Below are 15360 nucleotides of genomic sequence, written 5' to 3'. Positions count from 1 at the left end.
TGGAATGGCTTTGGGTAAAGCTGCTGACTTATCGCCGCAGATGGGCAACCCTCTCCCCCCGCGCACGCAGCGCATACGCGGGGGCATGCTCCGGCGCACGGAACGGTGGGAGTGGTGGGGCGGACTTGGCGGCGGTGAGGCGGGCGCGTAGGCGGTGGTGCCACGGTCCTGCCTGCGGATACGCCAGTGGCGGCCGAGCTGTCGCGCTCGGCCGCCACTGAGGGTCGTACACAGGGTGGGACTCGTACCGGGGTGGAACTCGTGCACCGGGTGGGACGGGATCAGACCCCGGCAGCGGCGTCCTCGGCTGCCTTCAGTGCGATGTCCGTACGGTGCTGGGAACCGTCGAGCCGGATGCGGCCGAGGGCCGTGTACGCGCGCTCACGGGCCTTGCCGAGGTCCGGGCCCGTCGCGGTCACCGAGAGGACCCGGCCGCCCGCGCTCAGGACCGTACGCCCGTCCGCCTTCGTACCGGCGTGCAGGACGTACGCGTGCGGGGCATCCTGGGCCGCCACGTCGGCGAGACCCTCGATCGGGTCGCCCGTACGCGGGGTGTCCGGGTAGTTGTGCGAGGCGATGACCACGGTGACGGCGGCGTCGTCGAGCCAGTTCAGCGGCGGCACCTCGTCCAGCGTGCCGTTCGCGGAGGCGAGCAGCAGACCGGCGAGCGGGGTCCTCAGACGGGCCAGGACCACCTGGGTCTCCGGGTCGCCGAAGCGCGCGTTGAACTCGATGACGCGCACGCCGCGCGAGGTCAGCGCGAGGCCCGCGTAGAGGAGACCGGAGAACGGCGTACCGCGTCGGCGCAGCTCGTCGACGGTGGGCTGGAGAACCGTCTCCAGGACCTCGTCGACCAGCTTCGGGTCCGCCCACGGCAGCGGGGAGTAGGCACCCATGCCGCCGGTGTTCGGGCCCTCGTCGCCGTCGAGGGCGCGCTTGAAGTCCTGGGCGGGCTGGAGCGGCACCACGGTGGTGCCGTCGGTGATCGCGAAGAGGCTCACCTCGGGGCCGTCGAGGAACTCCTCGATGACCACCCGGTCGCAGGCGAGCGCGTGGGCGCGGGCCGCCTCGATGTCGTCGGTGACGACGACACCCTTGCCGGCGGCCAGCCCGTCGTCCTTGACGACGTACGGAGCACCGAAGGCGTCGAGCGCGGTGTCGATCTCCTCGGCGGTGGTGCAGACGTAGCTCCGGGCGGTCGGGACGCCGGCCCCGGCCATGACGTCCTTGGCGAACGCCTTGGAGCCTTCGAGCTGCGCCGCCTCACCGGACGGGCCGAAGCAGGGGATGCCGGCCGCGCGGACGGCGTCGGCGACCCCGGCGACAAGCGGCGCCTCCGGGCCGACGACCACCAGCCCGGCACCCAGTTCGGTGGCGAGGCGCGCGACGGCGTCACCGTCGAGCGCGTCCACCGGGCGCAGTTCGGCCACCTCCGCGATACCGGCGTTGCCGGGAGCGCAGTACAGAGCGGTGACCTCGGGGTCGAGGGAAAGAGAGCGGCACAGGGCGTGTTCGCGGGCGCCGCCGCCGATGACGAGGACCTTCACGGGGTGCAGCCTAACCGCCGGGGGCCGGACGCCTCGACGGCCTCCGGTCCGTGGACGCCGGGGACGGGGGGCCGGAACCACGGCGCGGGCGGCCGGGGATTCCCTCGCCGGGGAGCGGATCCCCGGTCCGGGTTACTCGTTGGTGAACTCCTCCACGACCGTGGCACCGAGCTCGCGGACGATCAGCTCGTGCCCGGAGAGAGCCGAGTCGACGAGGTCCGGGTCGTCGGCCTCCGGGGTGTCGTCCTCCGGCGCGACCGTGTGCACCGGCTCGGGCGCGGACCGCTCGTACGCCGCGGGCGCGGGCCCGGAGCCACCCTGCCCCTGCCCGCCCTGGAACTGCTGGGGCGGCGGGGACTGCGGGGACGACTGGGGCTGGTACGGCTGCTGGGGCGGCGCGGTGGGCGCGGGACGCTGCTCGTACGACTGCTGCGGCGCCGCCTGGTACGCGGGGCCACCGCCACCGGGGCGTCCGCCGCCGCCCTGCATCGGCTGGCCGCCGCCACCGGAGGGATCGACGATCGCCTCGACGCGCCACTGGGCGTTGAACCGCTCGGCCAGCGCCTGCCGCAGCACCGCCTCGCTGCCGCTGCTCGCGAACGTGTCGCGGGCGCCCGCGTTGGCGAAACCGATCTGGAGCGTGGTCCCGTCGAACCCGGTGACCTGGGCGTTCTGGCTGAGCAGGATCCAGGTGAAGCGGCGGTGGTTCTTCACCGCCTCCAGGATCTCCGGCCAGATGCTCCGCACCTGACCGGCGCCCTGCGCCATGTCCTGGCTCCCGGCCGGTGCGGCAGCGGGCGCCTGGGCGGCGGGAGCGGCCGGTGCGGCGGGAGCGGGGGTGGCGGGGCGGGGCGCCCCGGCACCAGGGGCCGAGGCGGTGGGCCAGCCACCGGGACGGCGGGCCTGCTCCCCGCCACCGGCAGCCGCCGGGGTGGGCCAGGCACCGGGCCGCTGAGCGGCGGCCTCGGCCGGGGCGGCCGGGGGCTGCTGCCCGTACTCGGGGGCCGGGGCGGGGGCCTGCGGCGCGGGGGCCTGCTGCGGCGCGGGGGCCTGCTGCGGCGCGGCGTACGGGGCCGCGGCGGGCGGGTTGTACGGGGCGGCGGGCGCGGCCGGCATCGGCGGGTGCGCCTCGGGCCCGGGTACGTACCCCACGGCGGGCGGCGCGGCCTGGAACGCCTGCGCTCCTCCCACTGCCGCCGCTCCTCCCGCTGCGAAGGCGCCGCCGCGCTCCAGGCGGTCCAGCCGTGCCTGGAACGACCGCTCGTCGTCGAAGGCGGCGGGCAGCAGCACCCGGGCGCAGATCAGCTCCACCTGGAGGCGCGGCGAGGTCGCGCCACGCATCTCCGTCAGCCCCTGATTGACGAGGTCGGCGGCGCGGCTCAGCTCGGCGGCGCCGAAGACGGACGCCTGGTCCGACATCCGCTCCACGACGTCGGCGGGGGCGTCGATGAGCCCCTTCTCCCCGGCGTCCGGCACGGCCGCCAGGATCACCAGGTCGCGCAGGCGCTCCAGCAGGTCGGCGACGAACCGGCGGGGGTCGTTGCCGCCCTCGATCACCCGGTCCACGACCTCGAAGGCCGCGGCACCGTCACCGGCCGCGAACGCGTCCACCATCGAGTCGAGCAGCGACCCGTCCGTGTAACCGAGCAGCGAGGTCGCCATGGCGTACGTCACGCCGTCGTCGCTCGCACCGGCCAGCAGCTGGTCCATGACGGACATCGAGTCACGGACGGACCCGGCCCCCGCCCGTACGACGAGCGGCAGCACACCGTCCTCGACCGCGCTGTTCTCCTTGCCGCAGACCTCCGCGAGGTACGAGCGCAGGGTGCCGGGCGGGACGAGGCGGAACGGGTAGTGGTGCGTACGCGACCGGATCGTGCCGATGACCTTCTCGGGCTCGGTCGTCGCGAAGATGAACTTGAGGTGCTCCGGCGGCTCCTCGACCACCTTCAGCAGGGCGTTGAACCCTGCCGGGGTGACCATGTGCGCCTCGTCGATGATGTAGATCTTGTAGCGGCTGGAAGCCGGCCCGAAGAACGCCTTCTCACGCAGGTCACGGGCGTCGTCCACGCCACCGTGCGAAGCCGCGTCGATCTCGATGACGTCGATCGAACCGGGGCCGTTGCGCGCGAGGTCCTGGCAGGACTGGCACGTCCCGCACGGCGTCGGCGTCGGCCCCTGCTCGCAGTTCAGGCAGCGGGCGAGGATGCGCGCGCTGGTCGTCTTTCCACAACCACGCGGCCCGCTGAACAGGTACGCGTGATTGACCCGGTTGTTCCGCAGGGCCTGCTGGAGCGGGTCAGTGACATGCTCCTGACCGATGACCTCGGCGAACGACTCGGGGCGGTAGCGGCGGTACAGCGCAAGGGACGACACAGTTACGAGGTTATCGGGACGCACCGACAACCGGCTCCGCATCGAGCCCCGCCGGCCGGGGACCCTGGTCACACCGGGGCACTACCCGGACGACGAGATGTAGATCACATGCGCGGCGGAGCGGCCGGGGCCGATTTTCGAGTGCCCGAGCGAGCCTTCGGGGAACCCCACCCGAGACGGGCCGCCCCGAGGGCGACCGAACGGGCCGCCGAGAAGGCCCGGAAAACACAAGGGCCCCCCACGCACCCGCCAGAGCCAACCTACCCTTGCTGCCTTCCGGCCCTGGGGGAGTTCAGTCAGATAGCGCCACGTGAGGGGCTGACGCCCACCTTAGCCGATCCCCACCCCTCCAGGTCCACCCGCCCGGGTACGGGACCTCCCCGATCCGCCCGCGATCCGTCCGCGCGACCTCGCTCCGACGATCTTCCGGGGAACGTGTTCGCGAGCACCCCTCAACGTCTTGTATTGTTTGCGGCGGAGGATTCGCCTAGTGGCCTAGGGCGCACGCTTGGAAAGCGTGTTGGGGGCAACCCCTCACGAGTTCGAATCTCGTATCCTCCGCCATTGCTCTCACCGGGCAATACGTCGAAGGGCCCCGCAGCTTGCTGCGGGGCCCTTCGACGTTGCGTGTCCCAGTTGCGGCTATCGCCCGTTGAGGACGGCCCGGCACACGCCGCAGAACATCGCCGCGTCGCGCCCGTACCGGCGCATCAGCCGGCCGCATTCGGCGCACGGACCCAGCTCCCACGGCGGGCAGCCCAGCGCGGCAGCGGCGGCATCGGGGGAGCCGCGGTCGTCCTGGGTGCGGGAGCCGTCTTCGTCGTACGCCGCCGTAAGGCCGGATCCGCCGCGTAGGGCATCGACGCCACGCCGTGGGAACGGAGAACCTACGGCGATGGGCCCCGCAGCAAGCGAGCTGCGGGGCCCATCGCCGTACCGATCCGTACTACCCCACCGTGAACTTCTGCGCGGCGGAGCTGTTGCAGTCCCAGATCTGGAGCCGGGTGCCGTTGGCGGTGGCGCCGCTCGGGGAGTCGATGCAGCGGCCGCTGGTCGGGTTCTTCAGGGAGCCGTCGGACTGCTTCACCCAGGACTGGTAGCCGCCGGTGTTGCAGGTGGCGAGTTGGAGCTTCGTGCCGGCCGCGCTGTTGCCCCCGGCGATGTCGAGGCACCTGCCGAGGGTCCGGAGGGTCTGGCCGCTCCAGGTCCAGTGCTGGTCCTTGGCCGCCGCCTGGCAGTCCCAGAGCTGGACCGCGGTGCCGTCGCCGCCGGTGTCGTCACCGGCGACGTCCACGCACTTGCCGCCAGGCCCGACGATCGTCGAGCCGCCCGTGGTGCCGCCGCCCGAGCCGGGCGCCTTGTTGTACACGGCCACCGAGTCGATGATCAGCTTGCCGCCGGAGACCGTGGCCGCGTTCGGGCCGCCTCCGAAGGCGTCCGGGAAGCCGCCGCCGATCGCCAGGTCGTAGATGATGAAGAAGGGGTGGTCGATCGCGTCCGCCCAGGTCGTCGCGTCGACCTGGTTGGCGCTGACGGTGAAGAAGTTGTTCCCGTCGAGGTAGAAGCGGACCTGCTCGGGCGAGACCGAGCGGTCGATCTCCACCGCGTAGTCGTGGAAGCCGGTCTGGCAGCCCGAACAGGCGCGCTCGCCCGAGCCGATGCCGGTCGACTCGCCGCACGGGCCGCCCGGGTTGACGCCGCAGTGGATGGTGGAGAAGTCGGAGCTGCGGCCGTTGATGTCCTCCATGATGTCGACCTCGCCGGACTTCGGCCAGGTGACACCGGAGCGCAGGGGTGCGCCGAGCATCCAGAACGCCGGCCAGTAGCCGGCTCCGTTGGCGGTGGTGACGTTGGGCTGCTGGAGGACGGACTCCATGCGTACGACTCCGCCTGCCGGGGCGCCGAAGGTGGCGGCCTGGGTCTCCACCCGACCGGAGGTCCATCCGGCCCTCGGGTCGGAGCCGGAGTGCAGCGCCTGGAGGACCAGGTGACTCTGGCCGTCGTAGTAGACGTTCGACGTGCTGCTGGTCATGGTCTCGATCTCACCGGTGCCGAAATTGCTGCCCGGCCCGGTGTCGTACTTCCAGAGTCCCTGGTCGATGCCGGTGCCGGACGCGCCGTTGAAGTCATCGCTCCAGGTGAGGGTGAAGCCCGACGGCGGCGCCGGTACGGACGCCTCCGCGGTCGCCGTACCGCCGACGGTGAACGCCGCCGTGACCGCGACGACGGGGAGCAGCCTGAGCGCTTTGGTCCACCCACCGCGCCGCGATTTTGCCCAGTTCAAGCGCATATGTCCGACCTCCGAGGAGAAGCGTGCCTTCGCATGGCCGCTCGGGCAACCCTGACGGGGCATCACCAGGTATAGACCTGAGATGTCATGAACACAGCTTGTCGGTGGGTCCTGCATTCGACAAGACACCTGACACGTTCTCCTTCGGGTGCATTCGCCTTCACATGTTGAAGGGAGTCCCCGATCGCACGGCTGTCGCCCCGGGAACGCGATCGGCCCTTCCGGGAGAACCGCGAAGGTTCTCCCGGAAGGGCCGTACGAAGGGACGCGCGCCCCCGCCAACCGTGCGACGGAGACGCCCGGCCGCTACCGCAGACCGGGCAGGCGCAGCGGCTCCCGCCAGTCCGTGGACGGCGACCAGCCGCCGCCCGGGCCGGAGGCTCCCACGCCGTGGCCGCCGCCGGCCGTGACCGGCAGGTCGTCGCGGGCGGTGGACCGCAGCCCGACCGTGTAGGTCCGGGTGACCGCGCCGTCGGCCGACGTCACCCTGATGGTGCGGGTGGTGAACTTCGAGCCGGAGCCGGTGGACGACAGGATGCTGCTGCCCTCGGTGACCTTCACCTTCGCACCGGGCTGGGCCGGTACGGCGGTGACGGCGGGGGCCTTCGCGTTCTTCGCCACGTCCACCACGTACGTGGAGACCTTCGGGTCGAACCCGTCGATCGCCACGCCGCCGACCGTGATCGCGCTCGCGTCGGCGACCGCGGCCTTGGTGGCGTCGGCGAAGTTGGTCACGGTGACCGAGCCGTCCGCGTCGACGACCACCTGCGCGGCCATGGCGGCGGCGAGGTTGATCCGCTCCCAGCTCTCCCCGCCGTCACCGGTGAGGTCGAGCGGGTAGCCGGAGTCCGTGGCGGTCTGCTCGATGATCTGGGTGCGCTGCTCGGTGGTGAGGTCCGGGAAGGCCGTGATCAGCAGGGCCGCCGCGTCGGCGGGCGCCTGGAGGGCCTGGCCGGACTGTCCGACCCGGGAGAAGCCGTAGCTCAGTCGGCGCGTGTACACGTCGACCTGCTGGGCGGTGCTCAGACCGGCGTACGCGTCGCCCTCGCAGGCCGTGAGGGTGGTGCCGTATCCCTCCTTCTCGCAGTCGGCGAGCAGTACGTTCTCGATCTCGGTGTGGGCCTGGGCGAGCAGCTCCTCGAAGGCGGGGTCCGCCCAGCGGTGGGCCACGGTGGCCTGGGCGCTCATCCGGCCGCCCATGACGTCCAGCGGGTAGTGGAAGCCGAGGATGACGCGGTTGTTGCCGTACTCCGAGGTGCGGGCGAGGATCGACGGCGCCAGCTCGGGGAGGAGGGTGGCGAGGACGGTCCCGGCTTCGTAGCCGCCGTAGGTGTGGCCGCTGGGGTAGGAGCCGCTGGTGGTGAGGCTGCCGTACGAGCCGTCCTGGGACTCGTATATGTCCCCGCCGTCACCCACGAACCCGAGACGCACGTAGGGGCGTTGGTAGGCGTAGTGGTTCTTCGTCGGGTCCACCTCGTCGAGTTGCGAGGAGACGCGGGAGAACAGGGCGCTGGTCTTGGGCAGTCGGCCGTCGCTCAGGGCGTCGGCGTAGAGCGTGCCGAGCCGGGAGCCGAGGCCGTCGGCCATCGTGACGGTGGCGCTGTGCGTCGCGTCGACCTCGGCGCGGTCCACCTCCTTCTGGGTCGCCGCGTTGTTGATGGAGACGGCGATCCTGTCGTTCTCGGCGGTGAGCGGGGTGCCGGAGGGCACCTTGGCGTTGGCGCCGAGGATGTCGTCGGGGAGGCCGGCGAAGCCGTCGAGCAGGTTACGGAACCAGTCACTTCCGTCGCCGGTCGTCGGCCACTCGTCCGACGGGTAGCTCGCGTCGAGCGTGGGCGCCGGGAAGGCGGAGGGCTCGTACGGAGCGGTCGCCGCGGCGGTGGGGGCCGCGGCCTGGTCGGCGGAGGTTCCGGCCAGGGTCACGGCGGTCACCGTGGCGGTCTGCGCCTTCGCCCTGCCGTCGGTGGTGAGCAGCGCGGTGTCCGCCGTGGCGGAGAGGTGCGCGGTGGTGCCGTCGCCGAGGCGGACGGTGTAGCCGAGGACCGGGAATCCGCCGTCGGCGGCGGGCCGCCAGGTCACCCGGGTGTGCTTGCCGTGGGTGACCACGCCGGTCACGGTGGGCTGCTGCGGCTTGCCGCCCGCGGTCACCACGGGCGCCGTGGCGGCGCTGGGGCGCGAGGTGCCGTACGCGTTCACCGCGCGGACCCGGGCGGTGTACGAGCGGCCGGACCGCAGGCCGGTGAAGGTGGTGCTCCGGCTGTCCGGGTCGGCGATCCGGGCCTGGTGGCCGTCGTCGAGGGTGACGGTCCAGCCGGTGACGGGCGAGCCGCCGTCGTCCGTGGGGACGGACCAGGCGACGGTGACGCTGGTGCCGGTGGAGCTCGCGGAGACCGCGTCGGGCGCGGCCGGTGCCGACTTGGGCTTGGTGGTGAGCGCCGAGACGGCGTGCCGGAGGGCGTCGTACCGTGCGGTGAGCGTCGCGTCCGTGGCCGTGCTGTCGGCCGCGGCGGTCTTCGCGGCGGCGAGTGCGGTGGTGAACCCCTTCCAGGAGGCTTCGGTGTAGCGGGTGTCCTCCAGGGCCGAGGCGGTCTGGACCAGGTCCTCCAGGGTGAGCCGCGCCAGCGGGATCAGCTGGTTCGCCGCGAGGGTGAGGCTGCGGGTGCGGGTGTCGACTTCGAGCTGGGTCGCGTCGCCGGCGTCCAGCAGGGCGCGGGCGGCGTCGAGTTCGCGCTCGTACACCCCGAAGTCGATGGCGTCGTACCGGTCGGAGTGGCCGGCCAGGCCCTCGTACTCCTCGACCGCCTTGCGCAGCGCGGACGGGTCCGTCGCGGCGGGGGTGTCGACGTGGTCGAAGGTGATCCGGCCGAGGTTCGCCACGTACGGGTGCGCGGAGTCCGCGGTGGTCACCAGGCGCAGGTGGAGGCCGTGGGTGCCGGTGATGCCCGCGGGCAACGTCAGGCTCGTGGTGCCGCCCGACGACCAGGCGCTCCCGGTGACGGGCAGCGGGACGGTGGCGTACGGGGTTCCGGGGGCGGCGGCGTCGAAGGCGTCCAGGTAGATCTGGACGGCCGAACCGGTGCCGCACCGTGCGGAGTTGTTGGCGTAGGTGACGGTGACGGTGTTCTTCGCGGCGGAGCCGAAGGCGATGTCCCCGTAGTCGAGCCAGGCTCCGTCGTAGGTGCCGCCGAGGTCCGTGGTGGACCCGGCGCCGCTCCAGCCGACGGCTTCGCTCTTGAGGCCGCCGCCGCTGTTCGAGCGGAAGGCGGTGGCGTCGACCGCCACGGGGGCGGCGGCGTCCTGCGCCAGGGTCAGCGAGTAGACGTTGGCCACGTAGGGCTGGGCCGACGTCTGGGTGGTGGAGGCGAAGACCGCGTACACGTCCTGGACGCCCTTGAAGACGGCCGGGTCGAGGCGGACGGTGGTGGTGGCGAGGGTGCCCCAGCCCGAGCCGGTGTAGTCGAGCGGGATGTCGACGGCCTTGGGGCCGTCCGCCGAGCCGAGGTGCAGCTCGATGTGCGAGTCGGACGCGGCGCGCGTCTGCGGCTTGTCGTAGCTGACGGAGACGGTGTCGGCTCCGGTGTCGAGGCCGGTGGCCTTCCACTCGGCCCAGGCGCCGTTCGTCGTGTTCTCGAAGATGCCCCCGGACGTCTTGAGGGGGAGCGAACCGCCGCCGGTCGACGTGGCGTCGGCCGCCGTCAGCGTGGCCAGGGTGGTCGAGGAGGACGTGGCGACCGGGTACGGCGAGAACTGGTACCAGTCGAAGTTCGACACCCACTGCTGTCCGGCCGGGGCGTGGAACACGAAGGTCGCGCTCTTCGCGGTCAGGAGGGCGTCCGGGTCGGTGACGGTCGCCTGGACCGTGGACCAGTACTGCCAGCCGCCGGTTCCGGGGAGCTGGGCGGTGGCGACGACCGGGCCGTCGGCTCCGCCCGCGTGGATGTCCACGCTGCTCGGCTTGGCGCCGGTGGCCTGGGAGTTGGCGTAACGCACCGAGACGCTGCGCGGGGCGACACCGCCGAAGTCCAGCTTGGCGTAACGCTCCCACGAGCCCTCGGAGACGCCGCCGAGGTTGCCGTCCGAGTTGTTGCGCTCGCTGACGAGGCTCGCGCCCTCCTTCTCGTCGGGGGACTCGGCCTGGAGGACCGCGTAGCCGCCCTCGTCGATGGTGAGGGTGGCGACGGCGGACCGCAGCGCGTCCTCGGCGGCCATGATCGTGCCGGTCGCGGAGGCGGAGTCCGCGAGGACGGTCCGGGCGCGCTCCAGCGCCGACCGGAAGAGGCTCCAGGAGCCGTCCGAGTAGTTGCCGGGGCGCACCGGGGACGCCTGGTCGACGAGTGCGCCCAGGGTCGTACGGTGCACGGCGGCGGCGGAGACGGTGAGCGGGTCGGTCGGGGAGATCCCGGTGCCGCGCACGGTGGACGCCTTCCCGCCGTGGGCGAACGCCGCGTCCTGGAAGGTGATGCCGAAGTGCGCGTCGACCTGGGTGCTGCCCTTGAGGGTGACGGTCGCGGTGTGCGCGTCGGTGACCCGGAGGTCGGCGGTGACCCCGCCGGGCAGGCCGGTGACGGTGGCCGCCCCGGACGTGGTGAGGCTGGTGCCCTTGCGGGCGGCGAAGGCGGCCGGTCCGGAGAGGGTGAGCCGCACGCTGCCGTCGACGGTGCCGTCGGCCTTGGTCGCGAGGGTGGCGGGGGCGGCGGAGACGACGGTGTCGCCCTTGCCCGGGGCCGTACCGGAACCGGTGTCACCGGCGTCGGTGTCCAGCGAGTACGCGGGCTCGGTGGCGGCGCCCCACTTCGAGGGCTTGGCGCCCATGGTGAAGTCGAGGGTGCCGCCCGCGATGATCTGCGCGTAGTCCAGCCAGGTGTTGTCGAACTTCTTGCCGTTGAGCTTCGCGCTCTGCACGTAGTAGTTGCTCGGCGAGACGCCGTTCGCCTTCACGGTGAACGTGGCGCCGTTGGCGTAGGTGATCGTCGTGGAGTCGAAGAACGGGCTGCCGATCTGGAACTGGCTGGACCCGGCGGTCACCGGGAACAGGCCCAGGGCGGCGCCGACGAACATGGTCGACATGGTGCCCGCGTCGTTGTCCATCGTCGGCAGGAAGCCGTTCGGGGAGAGCTTGTAGACCTGCGTCTTCACCGGCGGGTTGAACTGGCCGCCACCGCTGGGGGCTTCGTTGGTGGAGCCGGTCGCGATGTACCGGTTCCAGGTGGTGCCGGTGTAGATGGAGCGCACCCACTTCTGCGTCAGGCTCGGCTCGCCGACGTAGTTGAAGAGGTACGGGGCCTGCAGGTCGATCTCGTTCGCGTTGGAGTGCAGCATGGTCGAGCCGTCGTCGGCGGAGGAGTCCTCGCCGAACATGTGCTCGACGGCGGCCTTGCCGGCCTTGGCGCCGCCCATGGCCTCGATGAGGCCGCCCATGTCGTACGCGTCGTACCAGTGGTACTGCCAGAGCGTGCCCTGGTAGAGACCGGCCTCCTCGAACTTCTCGTAGTCGGCCGCCTGCCAGTCGCCGCTCGCCGCGCGCGGGGTGAGCAGACCGACCTGGGTGCCGTCGGGCGCCTTCCAGGCACCGGACTTCACCAGGTTGTCGATCGCCATGGTCGACTGCTCGCGCAGCTTCACCGCGTCGTCCGTCCTGCCGAGCGCACCGGCGATGACGGAGAGCGCCCACTGGTCGTAGCCGCGCTGCACGGTCGTACCGGGGTCACCGGTGACGTACCCCTGCCGCAGCTGCGCACCGGTGTAGTACCCGGCGTACGCCATCAGCGCCGGGTACGCCTCGTCGAGCCGGTCGAAGTTCTTGAACCCCTTCGACAGCGCGTCGGCGACCAGCACCGCCGAGCGCTCCCAGCGCACCGTCGGCACCGAGTGGGTGAGGCTGCCGATGCTCTTGCCGGTGGTACGGGTGTCGGCGAAGAGCTCGATGAGCGACTGCACCATGTCCCGGTAGGTGGCCGGGTCGATGTACGCCTCGACGGAGTACTTGCGGAAGTCGTCCCAGGTGGACCAACCGTCGTAGTACGTGAAGCCGTTGGCCTTGTGCACCGCCCCGTCGGCGCCGCGGTACGTACCGCTGGTGCTGGTGGCGTTCACGGGCAGCGCGTACATCCGGTACAGGTGGGTGTAGAACTCCTTGGTCAGCGTCGACCCGGGGTCGGACGTGGCCGAGGCCTTCACGGCGACCGCGCCGAGGGCGCTGTTCCAGGCCGCCTTCGTCCGCTCGCGCGCCTGGTCGAAGGTGAGGCCGCCGACCTCGGCCGCCTGGTCGGTCACGGCCTGTTCGGCGCTGATCGGCGACAGCGTGACGCGCAGTTCGATGTCGTCCCCGTGGGACGCGTCGAAGCCGAGCACGGCGCCCGTGTCGGAACCGTCCCGCGTGGTCGCGTCGCTCAGCTTGCCGTCGCCGCCCCAGCTCTTCAGCGAGGTCACGGGGACGTTCGTGGTGGCGGCGTAATACATCTGGTACGAGGCGCCGTTGAACGACCCCGCGATGAGCCCGGTGATCGACGTGGTGCCGTCCGGGAGCTCCGTCGCCTTCAGGGTCGAACGGGTGCGGCTGGTGAAGTTGTTCGCGAGGTCGAGGACGAGCTCGGGCTGCGAACCCGCCGGGAAGCTGTACCGCTCCAGCGCCGTGCGCGTGGTCGCGGCCATCTCGGCCTCGATGGTGCCCGGCCCCTGCTGCACGGAAGAGGCCGTACCGGAGAGGGCGCCGAGCCCCACCTTGTACGAACCGGGGCTCGCGGACTCGTCGTCGTGGCTGTACCCGTGGGCGTACGTGCTCGTCGCGGGGCGGCTGTCGTACCGCACCGAGGTCGGCACGACGAGCAGGTCGCCACCGCCGCCCGAGCCGCCGACCCCGTCGAGGTTGGTCGCGGTGAACCCGGCGATGTGGTCCTCGTTGTAGTCGTACCCCGGGTGGTTCCGGTTCGGCGTGGTCAGCGGGTTGACCTTGGCCAGGCCGTGCGGCGCTTGCGCGCCGGGCAGGTCGTTGCCGTCGTCACCGGCGGTCGACACGAACGGGTCGACGAGCGCGGTGTAATCCGTTCCGGAGGTGCCGGACGTGTTCGCGCCGGGCGCGGCGACGGCCAGGCCGCCACCCGCCAGCGCGGCTGCGCCGAGCGCCCCGGTGAGCAGCACGGCGACCGCCGCGCGCAGGGGCCGGCGACCGGCGGGGGCCGCTGCCGCGGGTATCGCGGGAGGCAAGGGGGGATGGGATCTGATGGACACGGAACCTCTCAGGCGTCGCACTGCGTCGCACGGTTCGGCCTCACCAGAAGACAACGTTGTCAGCCCACGACACCGGGCGTGCAACCCAGAAACAGCAGGACGGAAGTGAACACCGCGATCATCCCCGCCGCGTTCACGCCCGTCCACCATCAGACACGGAGAAAACGTACGAGGGGCAAACAATTCCCGCCGGGGAGGTGGCCGGGCCCGGAGCGCGCACGGAGGGCCCGGTCCGCGCGGGGACGGGGCAGGACGGCGCCCGGTCCGGGCACGGCGGGAATTCATGGCATGCACGCGATCAGCTGTGTACGGTGAGCCTCTTCGGACGCGGACGCGGAAGTGAATACGGGGGACTTGGCGTCATGACGCACGAGACGGGCGGGTCGAGCCCGCACCCGCCGATGCCCGCACAGCCACCGAGGCCCGCACCGCAGGAGCCTCCCCGGCCCGCACCGCCGGAGTCGCCGAGGCCCGCACCGCCGGAGCCCCCGCGGCCCGATCACGGTCCGCCGAAGTGGTCCTGGTGGGTCGTCGGCATCCTGGTCCCCGTCCTCGGCCTGATCGTCACGCTGATCGTCCAGACGGGGAACAGCACGTCCCGCGACCCGCTCGCGCCGCCGTCGGCCGCCGCCCAGGACTCGGCCGAGCCCGAAACCCCGGCCGCCACCGGGACGTCGGGGACCGCCGACCCGGACGCGACGCCCGCCGACGACGTCACCACGACGTCCCCTTCGCCGTCGCCCTCGGAGCCGTCGCCATCGGAGCCGTCGACGAAGATCCTCAGGACGGGGGACTTCACCCTCGCCGAAGGGAACAGTGCCGACCTCGAACACGGCACGGTCGGAGCCTCGGTGGAGAGCCCCGACATGGCGTGGAGCGGCGGCGGCTCGTTCTCGGTCCTGAACGGCCGCGTGGCCGAACCCTCCGAGGGCGCCACGCCGAAGGTGTGCGCCCATGTGCTCCTCGCCTTCCCGCAGGCCACCGGGGACATGAACACCGGCCTGGAGGGGACGTGGTTCTGCATGCCGACCAGCGCGAACCACCTGGCAGCCGTCACCTGGCTGGGCCGGGGGCACGACGGGATGCGGTTCCACTACATCGTCTGGGACACCCCCGCGCCCTCCGACGACGAGTAGGCCGGCACCCGGCGACCGGTCACTCCCCCGCGGCCAGCTCCTCCACCGCCGCCAGGACCAGGTCCGCGTGGCGCTCCGGGTCCGCCACCGGGTGCAGCAGCGCACGCACCCGGCCGGTCCGGTCGAGGACGACTCCGGCGCGCGCGAACAGGGTGCGTTCCCCCACCCGTACCTCGGGTACGCCCAGGGACCGGCCGAGCGTCAGCCCGGGGTCGCCGACGAGCGGATATCCCAGCTCGCGCTCGGCCGCGAACTCGGCCAGACGGCCCGGGGCGTGGGCGCTGACGCCGAGGACCCGGACGTCGGCCCGGGCGAACCGGGCGGCCTCGTCGCGTACCGAGCAGAGGCCGGTGGTGCAGCCGGCCAGCTCGGGCAGCACCTCGCCGATACCGGGCTCGGTGATGAAGAACAGGGCGGTCCAGCGGTGCTCGCCGGACGGGACGGCGACGGGGCCCTCGGTGGTCTCGACGGTGCTCTGCATGGGAGTCCTCACTGAGGGGATTCGGCGCATCGGCGTGGTCCGATCATCGCACCGGCCCTGCGAAACATCAGCCGACGGCGTCCTCCGCACGGGTGTGGGCGACCAGTGCGTTGGCGTGGCCGTGGCCAAGGCCGTGGGTGGTCTTGAGCCAGGCGACCAGCTCCATGTGCTTGGTCAGGGGAGACGCGCGGATCAGTTTCTTCCATTCCGTCACGGGGCGGCCGTACGTCTTCTCTATCGAGGGGAAGTAACTCGCGGGACCCTTGGAGGAGTTCGTCATGCCGGGGTAGACCCCTCGGCCGC

Annotated in this window: 7 protein-coding genes, 1 tRNA gene and 1 other RNA gene; 2 read left to right on the top strand and 7 right to left on the bottom strand. The window is 72.1% G+C overall.

Features of this window, described 5'->3' with window-relative positions:
* Nucleotides 1–281: 281 nt before the first annotated feature.
* From purD to ffs, 3 genes are all read right to left on the bottom strand, one after another.
* Complete coding sequence (purD, locus tag ACWCWD_RS28060; RefSeq protein WP_450776904.1) at nucleotides 282–1547, bottom strand: phosphoribosylamine--glycine ligase; 1266 nt, start codon at nucleotides 1545–1547, stop codon at nucleotides 282–284.
* A 132-nt stretch (nucleotides 1548–1679) separates the two neighbouring features.
* Nucleotides 1680–3923 carry a DNA polymerase III subunit gamma and tau gene (locus ACWCWD_RS28055; protein WP_450776902.1) on the bottom strand — a complete coding sequence of 748 codons (2244 nt, stop codon included), beginning with the start codon at nucleotides 3921–3923 and terminating at the stop codon, nucleotides 1680–1682.
* A 227-nt stretch (nucleotides 3924–4150) separates the two neighbouring features.
* An RNA gene (gene ffs, locus ACWCWD_RS28050) (signal recognition particle sRNA small type) lies at nucleotides 4151–4245 on the bottom strand.
* A gap of 154 nt (nucleotides 4246–4399) precedes the next feature.
* Between ffs and ACWCWD_RS28045 the strand changes: the two genes are divergently transcribed.
* Nucleotides 4400–4487: transfer RNA gene (locus ACWCWD_RS28045), tRNA-Ser, on the top strand.
* Between the two features lie 382 nt (nucleotides 4488–4869).
* Here the strand turns inward: ACWCWD_RS28045 and ACWCWD_RS28040 are convergent.
* Both ACWCWD_RS28040 and ACWCWD_RS28035 read right to left on the bottom strand, forming a co-directional pair.
* Complete coding sequence (locus ACWCWD_RS28040) at nucleotides 4870–6213, bottom strand: ricin-type beta-trefoil lectin domain protein (RefSeq protein ID WP_450776900.1); 1344 nt, start codon at nucleotides 6211–6213, stop codon at nucleotides 4870–4872.
* Between the two features lie 306 nt (nucleotides 6214–6519).
* Nucleotides 6520–13416 carry a glycoside hydrolase domain-containing protein gene (locus ACWCWD_RS28035; protein WP_450776898.1) on the bottom strand — a complete coding sequence of 2299 codons (6897 nt, stop codon included), beginning with the start codon at nucleotides 13414–13416 and terminating at the stop codon, nucleotides 6520–6522.
* A 386-nt stretch (nucleotides 13417–13802) separates the two neighbouring features.
* Here ACWCWD_RS28035 and ACWCWD_RS28030 point away from each other — a divergent pair, with 386 nt between their 5' ends.
* Nucleotides 13803–14576 (top strand): hypothetical protein, encoded by a 774-nt coding sequence (locus ACWCWD_RS28030; RefSeq protein WP_450776896.1) that lies wholly within the window; start codon nucleotides 13803–13805, stop codon nucleotides 14574–14576.
* Between the two features lie 19 nt (nucleotides 14577–14595).
* On the opposite strand, the gene ACWCWD_RS28025 is transcribed toward ACWCWD_RS28030, so the two are convergent.
* Together ACWCWD_RS28025 and ACWCWD_RS28020 are read right to left on the bottom strand one after the other, a co-directional pair.
* Nucleotides 14596–15057 carry a redoxin domain-containing protein gene (locus tag ACWCWD_RS28025; RefSeq protein ID WP_450776894.1) on the bottom strand — a complete coding sequence of 154 codons (462 nt, stop codon included), beginning with the start codon at nucleotides 15055–15057 and terminating at the stop codon, nucleotides 14596–14598.
* 67 nt (nucleotides 15058–15124) lie between these two features.
* Entirely contained in the window at nucleotides 15125–15337 is a 213-nt protein-coding gene (locus ACWCWD_RS28020) for a DUF4287 domain-containing protein (RefSeq protein ID WP_266706347.1), read from the bottom strand.
* Nucleotides 15338–15360 lie beyond the last annotated feature (23 nt).

This window comes from Streptomyces sp. NPDC001493 (assembly GCF_053597235.1).
The sequence above is the reverse complement of the archived record's forward strand: the minus strand, read 5'-3'. Positions and strand labels throughout refer to the sequence as shown.

Bases quoted from the DNA above. Each gene is read 5' to 3' on its own strand.
- ACWCWD_RS28040 (WP_450776900.1), bottom strand. From the start codon at position 6,213: ATGCGCTTGAACTGGGCAAAATCGCGGCGCGGTGGGTGGACCAAAGCG.
- ACWCWD_RS28030 (WP_450776896.1), top strand. From the start codon at position 13,803: ATGACGCACGAGACGGGCGGGTCGAGCCCGCACCCGCCGATGCCCGCA.
- ACWCWD_RS28025 (WP_450776894.1), bottom strand. From the start codon at position 15,057: ATGCAGAGCACCGTCGAGACCACCGAGGGCCCCGTCGCCGTCCCGTCC.
- ACWCWD_RS28020 (WP_266706347.1), bottom strand. From the start codon at position 15,337: ATGACGAACTCCTCCAAGGGTCCCGCGAGTTACTTCCCCTCGATAGAG.